This window comes from Microcella alkalica (assembly GCF_014595885.1).
In the GTDB taxonomy this organism is placed as follows: domain Bacteria; phylum Actinomycetota; class Actinomycetes; order Actinomycetales; family Microbacteriaceae; genus Microcella; species Microcella alkaliphila_B.
Genome location: NZ_JABUKC010000002.1, coordinates 546,976 through 562,164, shown reverse-complemented (window position 1 = coordinate 562,164; position 15,189 = coordinate 546,976). Strand labels below are relative to the sequence as shown.

At 72.8% G+C, this 15,189-nt stretch carries 14 protein-coding genes and 1 tRNA gene; 3 read left to right on the top strand and 12 right to left on the bottom strand.

Going from position 1 to position 15,189, the window contains the following annotated elements; genetic code table 11:
- Positions 1–17: 17 nt before the first annotated feature.
- The gene (locus ID804_RS07120; RefSeq protein WP_169078446.1) at positions 18–887 is read left to right on the top strand and encodes an alanyl-tRNA editing protein; all 870 of its coding nucleotides are present in this window, start codon (positions 18–20) and stop codon (positions 885–887) included.
- Positions 888–920: 33 nt separating this feature from the next.
- Here ID804_RS07120 and ID804_RS07115 read toward each other — a convergent pair whose 3' ends face one another.
- The 10 genes from ID804_RS07115 to ID804_RS07070 form a co-directional block, all read right to left on the bottom strand.
- Positions 921–1,679, bottom strand: coding sequence for a polyprenol monophosphomannose synthase (locus ID804_RS07115; RefSeq protein WP_169078444.1), 759 nt, complete (start codon positions 1,677–1,679; stop codon positions 921–923).
- A complete protein-coding gene (gene lnt / locus ID804_RS07110) occupies positions 1,676–3,301 on the bottom strand; it encodes an apolipoprotein N-acyltransferase (RefSeq protein ID WP_169078442.1) in 1,626 nt (541 codons plus the stop codon). Before lnt ends, ID804_RS07115 begins: the two co-directional genes overlap by 4 nt.
- A 37-nt stretch (positions 3,302–3,338) precedes the next feature.
- Positions 3,339–5,774 carry a DEAD/DEAH box helicase gene (locus ID804_RS07105; RefSeq protein ID WP_169078440.1) on the bottom strand — a complete coding sequence of 812 codons (2,436 nt, stop codon included), beginning with the start codon at positions 5,772–5,774 and terminating at the stop codon, positions 3,339–3,341.
- A 31-nt stretch (positions 5,775–5,805) separates the two neighbouring features.
- Complete coding sequence (gene tatC / locus ID804_RS07100; RefSeq protein ID WP_317451208.1) at positions 5,806–6,615, bottom strand: twin-arginine translocase subunit TatC; 810 nt, start codon at positions 6,613–6,615, stop codon at positions 5,806–5,808.
- A gap of 3 nt (positions 6,616–6,618) precedes the next feature.
- Positions 6,619–6,834: a twin-arginine translocase TatA/TatE family subunit gene (gene tatA, locus ID804_RS07095; RefSeq protein WP_169078438.1), complete on the bottom strand. Its 216-nt coding sequence runs from the start codon at positions 6,832–6,834 to the stop codon at positions 6,619–6,621.
- Positions 6,835–6,946: 112 nt separating this feature from the next.
- Entirely contained in the window at positions 6,947–7,927 is a 981-nt protein-coding gene (locus tag ID804_RS07090) for a helix-turn-helix transcriptional regulator (protein WP_169078436.1), read from the bottom strand.
- Complete coding sequence (locus tag ID804_RS07085) at positions 7,920–8,942, bottom strand: helix-turn-helix transcriptional regulator (RefSeq protein WP_317451207.1); 1,023 nt, start codon at positions 8,940–8,942, stop codon at positions 7,920–7,922. Before ID804_RS07085 ends, ID804_RS07090 begins: the two co-directional genes overlap by 8 nt.
- 6 nt (positions 8,943–8,948) lie before the next feature.
- On the bottom strand, positions 8,949–9,917 hold the full coding sequence (locus ID804_RS07080) for an FKBP-type peptidyl-prolyl cis-trans isomerase (protein WP_169078433.1): 969 nt from the start codon (positions 9,915–9,917) through the stop codon (positions 8,949–8,951).
- A gap of 32 nt (positions 9,918–9,949) precedes the next feature.
- A complete protein-coding gene (locus tag ID804_RS07075) occupies positions 9,950–10,951 on the bottom strand; it encodes a tRNA (adenine-N1)-methyltransferase (protein WP_169078431.1) in 1,002 nt (333 codons plus the stop codon).
- A complete protein-coding gene (locus ID804_RS07070; RefSeq protein ID WP_348981078.1) occupies positions 10,948–11,649 on the bottom strand; it encodes an HAD family hydrolase in 702 nt (233 codons plus the stop codon). Before ID804_RS07070 ends, ID804_RS07075 begins: the two co-directional genes overlap by 4 nt.
- A gap of 80 nt (positions 11,650–11,729) precedes the next feature.
- On the opposite strand from ID804_RS07070, the gene ID804_RS07065 reads away from it, so the two are divergent.
- Positions 11,730–12,653: a PAC2 family protein gene (locus ID804_RS07065; protein ID WP_169078429.1), complete on the top strand. Its 924-nt coding sequence runs from the start codon at positions 11,730–11,732 to the stop codon at positions 12,651–12,653.
- A gap of 62 nt (positions 12,654–12,715) precedes the next feature.
- On the opposite strand, the gene ID804_RS07060 is transcribed toward ID804_RS07065, so the two are convergent.
- Complete coding sequence (locus tag ID804_RS07060) at positions 12,716–13,555, bottom strand: undecaprenyl-diphosphate phosphatase (protein WP_169078427.1); 840 nt, start codon at positions 13,553–13,555, stop codon at positions 12,716–12,718.
- Positions 13,556–13,562: 7 nt separating this feature from the next.
- Positions 13,563–14,906: a M20/M25/M40 family metallo-hydrolase gene (locus ID804_RS07055; RefSeq protein ID WP_169078425.1), complete on the bottom strand. Its 1,344-nt coding sequence runs from the start codon at positions 14,904–14,906 to the stop codon at positions 13,563–13,565.
- Positions 14,907–14,998: 92 nt separating this feature from the next.
- On the opposite strand from ID804_RS07055, the gene ID804_RS07050 reads away from it, so the two are divergent.
- Positions 14,999–15,083, top strand: a tRNA-Leu gene (locus ID804_RS07050).
- The last annotated feature ends 106 nt before the right edge of the window (positions 15,084–15,189 follow it).

The window sequence follows — 15,189 nt, the reverse complement described above, 5'->3', positions numbered from 1 at the left end:
GCCTAGGCTCGAGGATCATGGCGCTCCCCCAGCACGACACCCTCGTCAGCTACCCCGACGGCGCAATCGGCTCCACCGGCACCGTCGTGCACGTCGAACCCCTCGTGGACGGCCGTTCGGCCGTCATCCTCGACCGCACGGCGCTGCACCCCGTCGATACCGCGTGGCCCGACCAGCCGGCCGACCGCGGAGAGCTGCGCCTGGCCGACCGCGCGCTGCCCGTCGTCGACGCCGTCATGGGCGGCGTGCACGACGGCACGCTGCTGCTCGGGCGCGACCTGCCGGTGCGCACCGGCACCGAGGGGTGGGTCTTTGTCGTCGCCCACGTCATCGAGGGCGAGCCGCCCGCCGAGGGCGAGGTCGTCGAGGTCGTCGTCGACGCCGAGCTGCGCGGGGCGCTGTGTGCCGGGCACACGGCCTGCCACCTCGCCTCGCTCGCGCTCGACGGCGCGCTCGCCGACGCCTGGACGAAGGATGCCCCGCGCGACGCGCTCGGGCATCCGGCGTTCGACCAGCTCGCGATCGTGACCTCGCGCATCCACGAGCACGGTTCGATCGACACCTACCGCATCGGCAAGTCGCTGCGTCGGAAGGGCTTTGCGCCCGCGGCGCTCGACGCGCTCGCGGCGGTCGAGGAGCGCGCGAACGCCGCGCTCGCCACCTGGGTCGCCGCGGGCGGCGCGGTACGCATCGAACGCGACGACGAGGCGATCACGGCACGCCGGACCTGGGTGTGCGCGCTACCCGAGGGCGAGGTGCGCATCCCCTGCGGCGGCACCCACGTCGATGACCTCGCCGTGTTCGCGAGCCTGAAGGTCGCGCTCGAGCGGCGCGAGGTCGAGGGCGGGCTCGAGCTCGTCATGACGACGACGGCGACGATGCGCTGACCGCGCGCCGCACGCGACTCGACGCGGCGGCGCTCAGACGCGCGACGTCGACGGCAGCGGTTCGCGGCCGAGTCGCGCGCTCGTGCCCCACGCGGTGACGCGCCACAGCGCCTCGGCGACGATGCCGGCGTGCATCTTCGAGCGGCCCGTGGCGCGCTCGACGAAGGCGATCGGGTGCTCCAGGATGCGCCCGCCCGCGCGCTCGAGCCGCCAGGCGAGCTCGACCTGGAAGCAGTAGCCGTGCGACGACACGACCGAGCCGTCGAGGCCCGCGAGCACGGCGGCGCGGTAGACGCGGAATCCGGCCGTCAGGTCCTGCACGCGCGAGCGCAGCATCCACCGGGCGTAGGCGTTGCCGCTGCGCGAGATCGCGCGCCGCAGCCACGGCCAGTTCACGACCGCGCCGCCGGGCACCCAGCGCGAGCCGATGACCAGGTCAGCGCCCTCGCGCTCGGCGAGGCCGAGCATCGCCGGCAGCTCGGCGGGGTCGTGCGAGCCGTCGGCGTCGATCTCGACGACGAAGCGGTAGCCGCGCTCGAGCGCGATCGCGAAGCCCGCGAGGTAGGCGGCGCCGAGGCCCGCCTTGCCCGGGCGGTGCAGGACGCTCACCCCCGGGTCGGCGGCGGCGAGCTCGTCGGCAATCGCGCCGGTGCCGTCGGGCGAGGCGTCATCGACGACGAGCACGGCGGCCTCCGGCACCGCGACGCGGATGCGTGCGACGATGCTGCGGATGCTCTCGGCCTCGTTGTACGTCGGCAGCACGATGAGCGCGCTCGCGCCGGTCCCGCTCACGCTCGCCGCCCCCGCGAGCCGCGCACCGCGAGGCCGGCGAGCAGGAGGGCGGACGCGCCGAGCAGGCAGACGAACCACTCCGGGGTGCGGCCGAGCGCGTGCGCGGGCGTGACGACCTCGCTCAGCGCGACCTCCTGCACCATGACGCCCGGCTCGAAGCGGGGCAGCTCGTCGACCGTCGACCCGTCGGGCGCGATGATCGCGCTCGAGCCGACCGTCGAGGCCTGCACGACGCTGCGCCCCGACTCGATGGCGCGCAGGCGGGCGATCGAGAGCTGCTGCAGGGCCTGATCGGTGCGCCCGAAGTCGGCGTTGTTCGTCGGCGCGAAGAGCACTGTCGCGCCCTCGTCGATCATACGGGCGAGCAGGTCGTCGTCGACAATGTCGTAGCAGATGGCGATGCCGGCGACGAGGTCGTCGAGCTCAAGCACCGTGTCGCGCTGCCCGATCGAGTAGTCGCGCGGCACGAGGTCGAACAGGTCGGGCGCGAGCGGGTAGAAGACCTCGCGCTCGGGCAGGTACTCGGCGAAGGGCACGGGATGGATCTTGTCGTACTGGTCGACTGCGCCCTCGCCGGCCTGCCACAGCAGCACCGAGTTGTAGGTGCGCTCGCCGTCGGCGGTGATCGTGCCGACGACGACGGGCGCCTGCAGTCGATTCGACACCGAGTCGAGCGCGCCGGCGGCGTAGGGCTCGCGCAGCGGGTCAAGGTCGGAGGCGTTCTCGGGCCAGACGACGACGTCGAGCGGCGGCTCGGCGCCGGCCGCGGCGCCCTCTCCCCCGCCGAGGTCGTACAGCGGCACGCTCGCATCGAGGTGATCCTGCAGGATGTCGCCGCGCTCGTACTGCGCGAAGAGCCCCGTCTGCGAGTTGCCCTGCACCGCGGCGACGCGCGCCGAGCCGCTCGTCACGGTCGGGAACGCCGGCCAGACGAGCATCGTCGCGGCGAGCCCCGTCACGAGCGCGCCGCGCGCGACGACCGGCGTGCGCCGCTCGACCGCGACCGCCGCGAGCACCGCGGCCAGCAGCGCGAGCAGGAAGCTCAGCCCCGAGACCCCCACCCACGCGGCCCAGTGCGCGAGCGGGCCCCCGGCGTGCGAGATCGCGAGCCTCCCCCACGCGAACCCGCCCCACGGCCACACGTTCGAGATGCCCTCGCGCGCCGTCCACAGCCCCGCGATCACGACGGGGGTGAGCAGCAGGCGGCCGGCGACGCCGGGGAAGGCCACGGGCATCCACCGCCAGGCGAGCGCGATCGGCACGGCGCCGAGCGCGACGAAGAAGACCTGCGCGAGCGTCAGTGCGAGCCACGGCACGATGCCGAGGTACACCGTCAGCCACTCGATGAGCACGCCGTAGAAGGTGAAGCCGGCGACCGCACCGACGAGCAGGGCGCCGCCGATCGAGCGGCCGCGCAGGCTCCACAGCACGAGCGCGGTGCCGACGATCGTCAGCGGCCACCAGCCGCGGTCGGGGAACCCGAGATCCATCGTCCAGCCACCGAGGGCGGCGGCGAGCAGGGCGACGCCGAGTCGCGGCACGGCCGGGGCGGGCGCGGCGAGCGCGAGCGGCGGGGCGGCGAGTGACGGTGCGGCCTCGCGCGGGCGGGCGGGAGCATCCATCACGGTTCGATCCTAGAGAGCGCGAACGGGCGGATGCTCACGCCACCGAGCTGTAGGCGACGATGCCGCGCCGCACCGCGTCGAGGGCCGTGCGCGCGGTGCGCCCGACCGGCCCGTCGGCGACGAGCGAGACCTGGTCGAGCAGGTCGATGGTCTGCTTGCACCAGCGCACGAAGTCGCCCGCGGCGAGGCCGGACTCGCGCAGCACGACCTCGAGGCTCTTGCCGCTCGCCCACTGGTGCATGGGCAGCGCGAGCGTCGTCGCGAGCGGGTCGGAGCCGGGCAGGCGGTGCTCGCGCTCCAGGTCGTCGAGCTCGGCCCACAGCAGCTGGGTGCGCTCGAGCGCGATGCGGAACGGGCCGCGCGGCAGGGCGTACTCGGGGGCCTGCCCGTCGTCGCGCCGGGCCTCGAACACGATCGCGCACGCCATCGCGGCGAGGGCGGGGGCGTCGAGGTCGTTCCAGTAGCCGCGGCGCAGGCTCTCGGCCACGAGCAGGTCGCGCTCGCCGTAGATGCGCCGCAGCGCGCGGCCGTCGGCGGTGAGGCCCGTGCGACCGTGCTCGTCCTTCTCGAGGTAGCCGAGCTCGCCGAGCACCTCGGTGACGCGGTCGAAGACCTGCGCGACGGCGCCCGTGCGGCCGCGGATCTGCCGGCTCACCTTGTCGCTCTCGCGCTTGAGGCGCCACCAGCGCTCGGCCCAGCGGGCGTGCGCCTCGCGGTCGGCGCAGCCGTGACAGGGGTGCTTGCGCATGCGGCGTCGCACGCCCTCGATCTGCCGCTGGCGCCGGTCGCGCTCAGCGCGGCCGCCCTGCTCGCCCACCCGGGCGCGCTCTCGCTCGAGGTCGCTGAGCTCGCGGCGCAGCGCCGAGTACTCGGTGAAGTCACCGAGGTGGCACTGCATGCTGCGCGCGTAGCCCTCGAGCGACTCCTGCTGCTTGCGCACGGTGCGGGCGAGGTCGACGACGGCGCGGTCGGCCTGGAACTGCGCGAACGAACTCTCCAGGATCTCGCGCGTGCGCTGGCGCCCGAACTGCTCGATGAGGTTGACGGCCATGTTGTACGTCGGCCGGAAGCTCGAGTTCAGCGGGTACGTGCGGCGCGAGGCGAGGCTCGCAACGGCCTGCGGATCGAGCCCGCCCGTCCACTGGATGACGGCGTGGCCCTCGACGTCGATGCCGCGGCGACCGGCGCGGCCGGTGAGCTGCGTGTACTCCCCCGGCGTGATCGGCACGCGCGCCTCGCCGTTGAACTTCTCCAGCTTCTCGAGCACGACCGTGCGCGCGGGCATGTTGATGCCGAGGGCGAGCGTCTCGGTCGCGAAGACGACCTTGAGCAGCTTCCGCTGGAAGAGCTCCTCGACGACTTCCTTGAACGCCGGCAGTAGCCCCGCGTGGTGCGCGGCGACGCCGCGCTGGAGGCCGTCGAGCCACTCCCAGTAGCCGAGCACGGCGAGGTCGTCGTCGCGCAGCGTGCGGCAGCGCTCCTCGACGATCTGGCGGATCTCCTCGCGCTCCCACGACTCGGTGAGCTTGATGCCCGAGCGCAGCAGCTGGCGCACCGCGCCGTCGCAGCCGGCGCGGGAGAAGATGAAGAAGATCGCCGGCAGCAGGTTGCGCTGCGCGAGCAGCATCGCCACCTCGGCGCGCTCCAGGCGGCCGTCGCCGCCGGGGCGCTTCTCCCACCGTCGAGGGTGGTGCTGGCGGCCGCGGTGCGGCGTGTGCCCGCCCGCGCGCGCGAGCTGCACGAGCTCGGGGTTGACGCGGTTCGTCGCAGCTTGCCCGCTGGAGTCGAAGAGGTCGACGAGCTTCGAGCGCACGAGCACGTGCTGCTCGAGCGGCACCGGTCGGGTCTCGCTGACGATCACGTCGGTGTCGCCGCGCACGGCCTGCAGCCAGTCGCCGAACTCCTCGGCGTTCGACACGGTCGCGCTGAGCGAGACCAGGCGCACCGGCAGCGGCAGGTGGATGATCACCTCCTCCCACACCGCACCGCGGAAGCGGTCGGCGAGGTAGTGCACCTCGTCCATGACGACGTACTGCAGGTCGGTGAGCAGCGCCGAGTCGGCGTAGAGCATGTTGCGCAGCACCTCGGTCGTCATGACGACGATGCGCGCGGTCGCGTTGATGTTGGTGTCGCCCGTGAGCAGCCCGACCTCGCTCGGCCCGTACTGGGCGACGAGCTCGTTGTACTTCTGGTTGCTGAGCGCCTTCATCGGCGCGGTGTAGAAGATCTTCGCCCGGGGGTCGAACATCGCCAGGAAGACGGCGAACTCGGCCACGATCGTCTTGCCGGCCCCGGTCGGCGCGGCGACGAGCACGCTGCGCCCCTCCTCGAGCACGGCGCACGCGGCCTGCTGGAAGGGGTCGAGGTCGAAGGTCAGATGGTCGCGGAACGCCCGCAGACGGGGATGCTCGCGCAGGGCCCGCGCGGCGGCGAAGCGCTCGGCGGGGCTCGGCTCGGCCGCCGAGGTCATGCGACCACGTCGGCGGTGCGGATCGCGCGGGTCATGCGGGCGCCGCGTCGATGCCGTACTCGGCGGCGAGGGCGGCCTCGCGCTTGGCGACGCGCTTGTCGTTGATGACCGAGATGCCCGCGGCGAGGTAGTACAGCCCGACCATGGGGATCGCGAGCAGGAACATCGACATGATGTCGGCGGCCGGCGTCGCGAAGGCCGTGAAGACCGTGATCGTCAGGATCGCCCAGCGCCAGGCCTTGAGGATGCTCGCGCCCGTGATGACCCGCGCGAAGTTCAGCATCACGAGCACGACCGGCAGCACGAAGCCGATGCCGATCGCGAGGATGAGCTTGAGCGAGAAGTCGAGGTAGAACTTCGCCGTCAGCAGCGTCGCCGTGCCCTCCGCGGCGAAGCCCGTGAGCAGCTCCACGATGTGCGGCAGCACGAACCAGCCGGCGGCGCAGCCGGCCAGGAAGAGCGGCAGGGCCGCGGCGAGGAACCCGATCGCGTACTGCTTCTCGCGGCGATGCAGCGCTGGCACGATGAAGGCCCACAGCTGGTAGAGCCAGATGGGCGAGGCGATGACGACGCCGAGCACCAGCGCGATGACGAGCTTCGTGTCGAAGGCCTCGGTGACCGCCGTGTAGTTGATCGTCGCATCGCGCCCCTGCGCTTCCGCCACCACGCGGAGCGGCTCGCTGAGCGCCGCCCAGACGGGATCGGCGAGGAACCATCCGCCGACGGCGGCGGCGAGGATCGCGACGCCGATGATGGTCAGGCGCTTGCGGAGCTCGACGAGGTGCTCGCCGAGCGACATCCGACCCTCGGAGTTGCGAGGACGGGCGGTGCGGATTGCCACGGCCTAGGGCTTGGGCGTGGTGTCGGTCCCCTCCGCGGTCGTCGCGGCCGGCGCGGCCGGGTCAGCGGGAGCGTCGGGGTTCTTCACCTCGCTCTTGAAGATCTTCATCGACTGCCCGAGGCTTCGCGCCAGCGCGGGAAGCTTCGGCGCCCCGAACAGGAGCAGGATGACGACGAGCAGGATGACAGCGTGCCAGCCGGTGAATGCGTTGCCGAACATGGGGTCGTCCTCACGAGAAAGGGGCGAAGTGCTTGCAGTCTACCCGTCGTGAGCGAGCGCGAGCCGAACGAGCGGTATGCGGTGGCCGAGTCGCCGCGGGCCTCGTGCGACCTCAGTCGAGCGGCTCGCCGGAGGCGGCGAGAGCCTCGCGGGCCCACTGCGCGGCCGCGGCACGAGCATCCGCCGGTTCGGTGATCGCGCCCACGCCGGCGAGGCGGGCCGCCAGACGACCGACGAGACCGCGATGGGCCAGCGGGATGCGCGCGATCGCGCGGTCGCCGGCGTACTCGACGGCGTCCTCCGGCCCGAGGTAGTCGGCGATGAGCGGCAGCGAGGCGGCCGGCAGCTCGACCGTCACGAGCAGGTCGTCGGCGTCGCTGCGGAACAGCTCGCCCGCGTCGGCCGTCGAGGGCTCGTGCGGCTCGGCGTCGCCGATCGGGACCGCGCTCGCCATGCGGTCCAGGCGGAAGGTGCGCTCGGCCTCGCGACTCAGGCACCAGGCGCGCAGGTACCAGACGTCGTCGACCGACTCCAGGCGGATCGGATCGACCTCGCGCTCGTCGCGCTCGCCGCGCGTCGTCACGTAGTCGAGCCGCAGCCGCTGCCCGGCCGCGACCGCCGCGGCGACCGTCTCGCGCAGGGCGTCGGCCGTGCGCGTCTGCACCGCCACCGGGGCGACCTCGCCCGAGGCGCCGCGCGCGAGCTTGCCCATGAGGCGCTCCAGGTCGTCGCGCTCGGCGAAGCCCGGCAGAGCCGCGAGCGCCTGCAGGCCGGCGAGCAGCGCGGCGGCCTCGCGTGCCGAGAGGCGCGGACGCTCGTCGAGCGGCGCCTGGCGGAACCGGATGATGTCGCGCTGCTCGAAGTCGTCCCAGTCGATGTCGAACAGCCCCTGCGGCAGGTACAGGCCGTCGGGCCCGGGCTCGCCCGTGCCGATGAGGTAGCCGACGAGCGCGCGCATCTGATCCGGCGTCGTCTCGAACTGCGCGGCCGCCTGCGTCACGCTCACGCGCACCTCGTCGATGAGGTACGGCACGAGGCCGAGCAGGAGGGCGAGCTTGTCACCCGACTTCACCGGGGGCGTGCGATCAGCCATGCGCGCGCACCACCTCGCGCCAGCGGGCGAGCACGGCCTTGCGCACCGACTCCGGCCCCTCGACGCGCACGTCGGCGCCGAACGCCGCGAGCTCATCGGCGAGCACCGCGAGGTCGGTCGTGCGCACGATGAGCGCCTCCCCCTCGACGACGGTGCCGGCGCGATTGCGCAGCACCACGTCGGCCTCGCTGCCCGGGCGCGCGACGACCGTCGCCGTCGTGCGCTCGAAGAGCTGCTGCAGCTCGGCCTGGGCGAGCGCGGCCTCGTCCGGGCGCGGGGCGCGCGCCGGGGCATCCTCCGCGCGCACGGTGCCGACGATGCGGCGCAGCAGGAAGGTGCGCGGGGCATCCGCCGCCTCGTCGTGGGCGTGCAGATGCCAGCGCCCCTCGTGATTGACCAGCGCGAGGGGCGAGACACGCCGCAGCTCGGGCTCGGCGAGGCCCGGCTTCAGGTACGGAAAGCTCACCTGGCGGCGACGATCGATCGCGTCGGCGAGCGGGTCGTGGGCCGCCTCACGCGTGCGGATCGACGGCGCGAAGCCGATGACGCTGCTCTCGACGGCGTGGCCGAAGGCTCTGAGCTTCGTCAGCGCTCGCCGCGATCGCTCGGTGAGCGAGCCCTCGCGCCAGACCTGGCCCGCGAGGCTCAGCAGCGCCACCTCCTCCGCCGAGAACTCGACGTCGTCGGGCAGGCGGTACTGCGACTTCGGGATGCGGTAGCGCTGCAGGCGCGTGTCGCCCTCGGCGCCCGGCTGGTCGACGGTCTCCAGCGGCACGCCGAGCTCGCGGACATCCTCCTTGTCACGCTCGAACTGGCGCTCGAGCGCCGTGCGCTCCTTGTCGTCGGCCTGCTCGAAGCGCTCGGAGTAGCCGGCGACCGTCGAGAGGATGTCGTGCTTCGTCAGCCCCTGGTCGGTCGCCATGAGGGCGAGGATGAGGTTGAACTGGCGCTGCTCTGGCGGCACGCGGCGGCGGGCCGACGCGGCGTCGGCCCGGGCGCTGCGACGCGCGGCCACGAGCGGCTACTCCTCGATGCCGAGGATGTCGACGACGAACACCATGGTCGAGCCGGCCGGGATCGTGGCCGGGGCCTGACCCTCCGGGTAGCCGAGCTCGGGCGGGATCACGACGACGACCTGCGAGCCGACCGTCTTGCCCTCGAGCGCCTGCGCGAGGCCGGGGACGATGCCCGCCGGGTCCTCCTCGAAGCTCACGATCGGGAAGGTCGCCGCGGTGCCGCGCTCCCAGCTGGAGTCGAAGACCTCCTCGGTCTCCCACACCAGGCCTGTGTAGTGCAGCACGGCGCGGTCGCCGGCCTCCAGCGCCTCGCCGTCGCCGAGCACGAGCACGTGATCGATGAGCTCGCCCGAGGGCTGCTCGTCCGGGATCGTGATGCCCGGCACGCCCTCCGGAGTCGTGACGACCGCGGGCACGCCCGAGGCACCGAGCTGCGGGGCGCCGTCCGCCTTCCCCAGGTAGGCCTCCTGGAAGTCGATGACGAGCACGACGGGGCTGGCGTCCTCCAGACCCGTCGACGGGTCGATCTGGCCGGGGCCGAAGACGTCGGCGATGGTGGCCGTCACCGCGACGCGCGAGCCGACCTCGGCGCACTGCGCGGCCTCGGCGATGATGTCGCCTTCCGCGCCGGCGGTGCGGCGCAGCGGCTCGCTCTCCTCGTCGTAGGAGGAGGCCGTGATGAGCTCGCCCGACTCGCCGTCGAACAGGCTGACCTGCAGGTCGACGGTCTGGCCGGCGCCGATCGTGTCACCCTCGCCGGCGAGCAGCACGGCGCGCTCCGGCGAGTCGCTCAGCAGCGGCGTCGGGAAGTCGACGCGCGGCTCGCTCAGCAGCTCGCCGCTCGCCTCGACGAAGCTCGGCTGGTCGCCCGTCGGCACGACAGGAGAGCACGCCTCGTCGGCGGCGGGCGCGCAGGCGGTGAGCGTGCCGAGCACGACGGCGGTCATCACGATGGCGGGAGCGGACGTGCGCACAGAACCTCTTCGAGTCGTGGTGGGGCGTTCGGTCAGAACTCTACCGGGGCGTCGCCGAGCCGCTTGGCCGAGCGCTCGGCGAGCGACTGCGCCTCGCGGACGGCCTTGCGCAGCCGCTTGGCGCTCGCCTGCCGGTCGCCGAGCGCGCCCGGGGTCCACAGCTCGACGTCCTCGTCACCGTGCTCGGTCTTCTGCCCGCGCTTGGCCTTCACGAAGCGCGCGGTGCCGTCCGCGAGGCGGCGGGCGGTGAGCAGGAAGCCCGTGTGCGCGACCATGCGGTGGTCGGGGCGCACCGAGAGGCCGTCGACGTTCCAGCCGCGCACCATCGTCTCGCTCGACAGCGGCTCGGTGAAGCGCTCCTGCGCGCGAATCGCCTCGGCGACCCGGCTCAGCTGGGTGGCGGTGGCGACGTAGACCACGAGCACTCCCCCGGGCGTCAGCGCGTCGCCGACCGCCTCGAGGCACTCCCAGGGGGCGAGCATGTCGAGCACGACGCGGTCGACCGTGCCCGGTTCGACGGTCTGCGGCAGGGCATCCTGCAGATCGCCCAGCGTGATCGTCCAGTTCGCCGGCGCCTCGCCCAGGAAGGCGGCGGCGTTGCCGCGGGCGATGTCGGCGAACTCCTCGCGGCGCTCGAAGCTCAGCAGGCGCCCGGTGGGCCCGATCGCGCGCAGCAGCGACAGCGAGAGGGCTCCCGAGCCGACGCCTGCCTCGACGACCGTCGCGCCCGGGAAGACGTCGCCCATCGCGACGATCTGCCCGGCATCCTTCGGGTAGACGATCGCCGCGCCGCGCGGCATCGACATGACGAAGTCGGTCAGCAGCGGGCGCAGCGCCAGGTACGGCACGCCGTTGGAGTTCTCGACGACGCTGCCGTCGGGCAGCCCGATGAGCGACTCGTGCGGCAGCACGCCGCGGTGGCTGTGGAACGCCTTGCCGCGCTCGAGGGTCACGGTGTTGAGCCGGCCCTTCGTGTCGGTCAGCTGCACCTGGTCGCCCTCGACGAACGGGCCGGACTGGCGGCGGAGAGTCATGCGGGGGCTCCTGTCGCGCGGTGGTGGTGACGCTCGAGCGCCGCCGCGAGGTCGTCGAGGGTGCGGCCGGCGAGGCTCGGCCACAACTCGTGGGTGGGCGCCGCGTGCAGCGTCACGTGGCAGGGCACGCCAATCGTGGCGGCGCCCGAGGCGACGGCCGAGACGAGACCGAACTCACTGTCTTCGATCGCGATGCAGTCGCGGATGCTCACCCCGAGCCGCTCGGCGGCTGTCAGGTAGGGCTCCGGGTGCGGCTTGGGTCGCGTGACGTCGTCGCCCGCGACCACGAGGTCGAAGGCGTCGCTGCCGAGCGCGTCGGCGACCGTGAGCGCCATGCGGCGCAGCGACATCGTGACGAGCGCGGTGCGCACACCGGCCGCGCGCAGCTCGCCGAGCAGCTCGCGTGCGCCCGGACGCCACGGCACCTCCTGCGCGATGAGCGCCATCACGCGGTCGGTGAGGCGGTCGACGATCTCCGGCAGCGGCAGATCGACCCCCGCCTCGCGGATGATGGCGGCGGCGTCGAGCAGGCCGGAGCCGACGAGCTGGAGGCCGTCATCGGCGCTCCAGGAGCCGCCGAAGCTCTCGATGAGCTCGGTCTCGGCGCGCATCCAGTACGGCTCGGTGTCGACGATCGTGCCATCCATGTCCCACAGCACCGCCGCGGGCAGGCGCGCGGGATCGATCGGTGCGGTCACGACGGGCCAGTCTAGTTGCGTTCTATCCTGGTCAGCGCGCCGCCGGAGGTCGGCCGGCGCGGGCGACGAGAGCGAGCGACGTGACCCAGAGCGACCTGTTCCGCGGCGGGCGGCTGCTCGTCGTCGCCTTCGAGGGCTGGAACGACGCCGGCGAGGCCGCGAGCGGCGCGGTGAAGGCCCTCAAGGAGGTGCTCGACGTCGTGGCCATCGCCGACGTCGACCCCGAGGACTACTACGACTTCCAGCTCAATCGGCCCGTCGCCGAGTTCGACGAGGAGGGGCGGCGCCGACTCCGCTGGCCCGGCGTGACCTTCTACGGGCCGGCGAACGACGACGGCCTGCCGCGCGAGGCCTCGCCCGAGCGGATCCTCGACGTCAGCGGCACCAACCACGACAACATCTACCTGCTGCTCGGCACCGAGCCCTCCCGCGGCTGGCGCACCTTCGCCACCGAGACCATCGACCAGGCCCTCACCGCCGACATCACGGGCATCATCCTGCTCGGAGCGCTGCTGGCCGACGTGCCGCACTCGCGCCCCATCGCCGTGCACGCCTCGAGCGAGAACGCGCAGGTGCGCGAGGAGCTCGGCGTCGAGCGCTCGAGCTACGAAGGCCCGGTCGGCATCCTCAGCGTCATCGCCGCCGCCGCGGAGGAGGTCGGCATCCCCGTCGTGTCGCTGTGGGCCTCCGTGCCGCACTACGTGCACAACGCGCCCTCGCCCAAGGCGACGCTCGCGCTGCTGGACAAGCTCGAGGAGTTCGTCGACGTCACCATCCCCCGCGGCGACCTGCTCGACGAGGCTCGCGCCTGGGAGGACGGCATCGACGCCCTCGCCGACGACGACGAGGACATGAAGTCGTACATCGTCTCGCTCGAGCGGGCGCGCGACGCCGTCGAGGCGCCCGAGGCGAGCGGTGAGGCGATTGCGCAGGAGTTCGAGCGCTACCTGCGCAAGCGCGACGACGACGAGCCGCCGCAGTCGGCCAGCGAGCCGCCCGCGTAGGGCGGGCATCCCCCCATCGGCGCCCCTGCGCCGACCACGACGTGGGCGGATGCCCGGCGCGCCTAGCCCGCGTCGATGACACCCGCGCCGAGCAGGATGAGCAGCACGGTGCCGAGCACCACGCGGTAGATCACGAACGGCAGGAACGAGCGCGTCGAGATGTACCGCATGAGGCCCGCGATGACGAGGTAGCCGACGCCGAAGGCGACGACCGTCGCGGCGAGCGTGTCGAACCAGCCGAAGGGGCTCGCGCTCGGCTCGCGGAACGCGGTCAGCAGCTCGTACAGGCCACTGCCGAAGACCGCGGGGATCGCGAGCAGGAAGGCGTAGCGCGCCGCCGCCGGGCGCGTGTAGCCGAGCGCGAGACCCATGGTCGTCGTCGCGCCCGAGCGAGACACGCCGGGGATGAGGGCGAGCATCTGCGCGGCGCCGTACAGCAGGCCGTGCGGGTAGGTGAGCTGGTCGAGCTCGCGCGTGCGGCGACCGAGCCAGTCGGCGAGGCCCAGGATCAGGCCGAAGACGATGAGCACGATCGCGACGAGCCAGAGCGAGCGGAACGTGGAGCGGATGGACTCCTGCGCGAGGTAGCCGACCACGACGATCGGGATCGTGCCGATGATGATGAGCCAGCCCATGCGCACGTCGGGGTCGGTGCGCGGCACGCCCGAGCTCGGCGAGAAGTGCCGGAACCAGCGGCCAATGATGCGCGTGATGTCCTTCCAGAAGTAGAGCAGCACCGCCAGCTCGGTGCCGATCTGCGTGATCGCGGTGAACGTCGCGCCCGGATCAGTGGCGCTCGGCAGGAACTCGCCCGCGATGCGCAGGTGGGCGCTGGAGGAGATGGGCAGGAACTCCGTCAGGCCCTGGATGAGGCCGAGGATGATCGCTTCGAGGAGGGACACGCGGCTCCTAGTAGGTCGACAGCAGGTCGGTCAGGGCGCGGTGCCCGAAGTCGAGGGCGTCGAGCGGCACGCGCTCGTCGACGCCGTGGAACATGCCCGCGAAGTCGAGCTCGGCCGGCAGGCGCAGCGGCGCGAAGCCGTAGCCGGTGATGCCGAGCTCGCTGAGGGCCTTGTTGTCGGTGCCGCCGCTCAGCAGGTACGGCAGCACCTCGGCCTCCGGGTCGTGGCGGCGCAGCGTGCTGACCATCGCATCGACGAGTGCGCCGGAGAACGGGTTCTCGAGCCCCACGTCGCGCGTGACGACCTCGATCTCGACGTCGTCGGCGAGCAGCGCGCGCACCTCGGCGAGCACCGCGTCCTCCTCGCCCGGCAGGGTGCGGATGTCGATGAGCGCCTCGGCGGCGTCGGGGATGACGTTGTGCTTGTACCCGGCCTTCAGCAGCGTCGGGTTCGTCGTCGTGCGCAGGGTCGCCGTCAGGAAGCCGGCCGCGGTGCCGGTGCGCAGCAGCAGCTCGTCGGCGCCCTGCCCCTGCGGCCCGATCGCCTCGGGGTCGGAGCCCATGAGGCGCGCGAGCTCGGCGAGCAGCTGCCGGGTCGTCGTCGTGAGGTGGATCGGCCACTCCTGCCGGCCGAGCGTCGCGACCGCCTCGGCGAGCTTCGTCACGGCGTTGTCGCGGATGACGCGCGAGCCGTGCGCCGCCGTGCCGCGCGTGCGCAGCCGGATCCAGACCAGCGCCTTCTCCCCGGTCTGCAGCAGGTACGCGCGGCGGCCCTTGATGTCGACCGAGTACCCGCCGACTTCGCTGATCGCCTCGGTGGCACCCGCGAAGAGCTCGGGGTGATGGGTGACGAGGTGGTGCGAGCCGAAGGCGCCGCCGTTCTCCTCATCGGCGAGGAACGCGACCACGAGATCGCGGTTGGGCTGCCCTCCCCCGCCGAGGATCTGGCGCAGCGCAGTGAGGATCATCGCGTCCATGTTCTTCATGTCGACGGCGCCGCGCCCCCACAGCATCCCGTCGCGGATCTCGCCGCCGAAGGGGTCGACCGACCAGTTCGCGGGGTCGGCCGGCACGACGTCGAGGTGGCCGTGCACGACGAGGGCCGGGCGCTCGCCGCGGGCGGTGTCGACCGGGTTCGCGTACGAGCCCTCGATGCGCGCGACGACGCTCGTGCGGCCGGGAGCGGCGTCGATGAACTCGGGGCGCAGACCCATGTCGGCGAGGATCGCGCCGACGTACTCGGCGGCCTCGGTCTCGCCCTTCGAGCGGCCCTCGCCGTAGTTCGTGGTGTCGAACCGGATGAGGTCGCGGGCGATGCGGGCGGTCTCGCTGAGCTGCTCGTGGCCTGCCATGGCGACCACGCTACCCGGCGTGCGAACGGCACCTTCGAACGTGCTAGTGTCGACTCTCGGTTGCCCCGCCCGAGGGTGGAGCGGCCGGACCAGCGCGGGTGGCGGAATTGGCAGACGCGCTAGCTTGAGGTGCTAGTGCCCGTATAGGGCGTGGGGGTTCAAGTCCCCCCTCGCGCACGCTGGTCGGTGAGGGATCACCAACCAACCAGAACTGGTTGAGACAGTCCGCTTCTCGAAGCGGAGAACGGCCCCGAGGCTTACGCCCGGGGCCGTTCTGCATGTG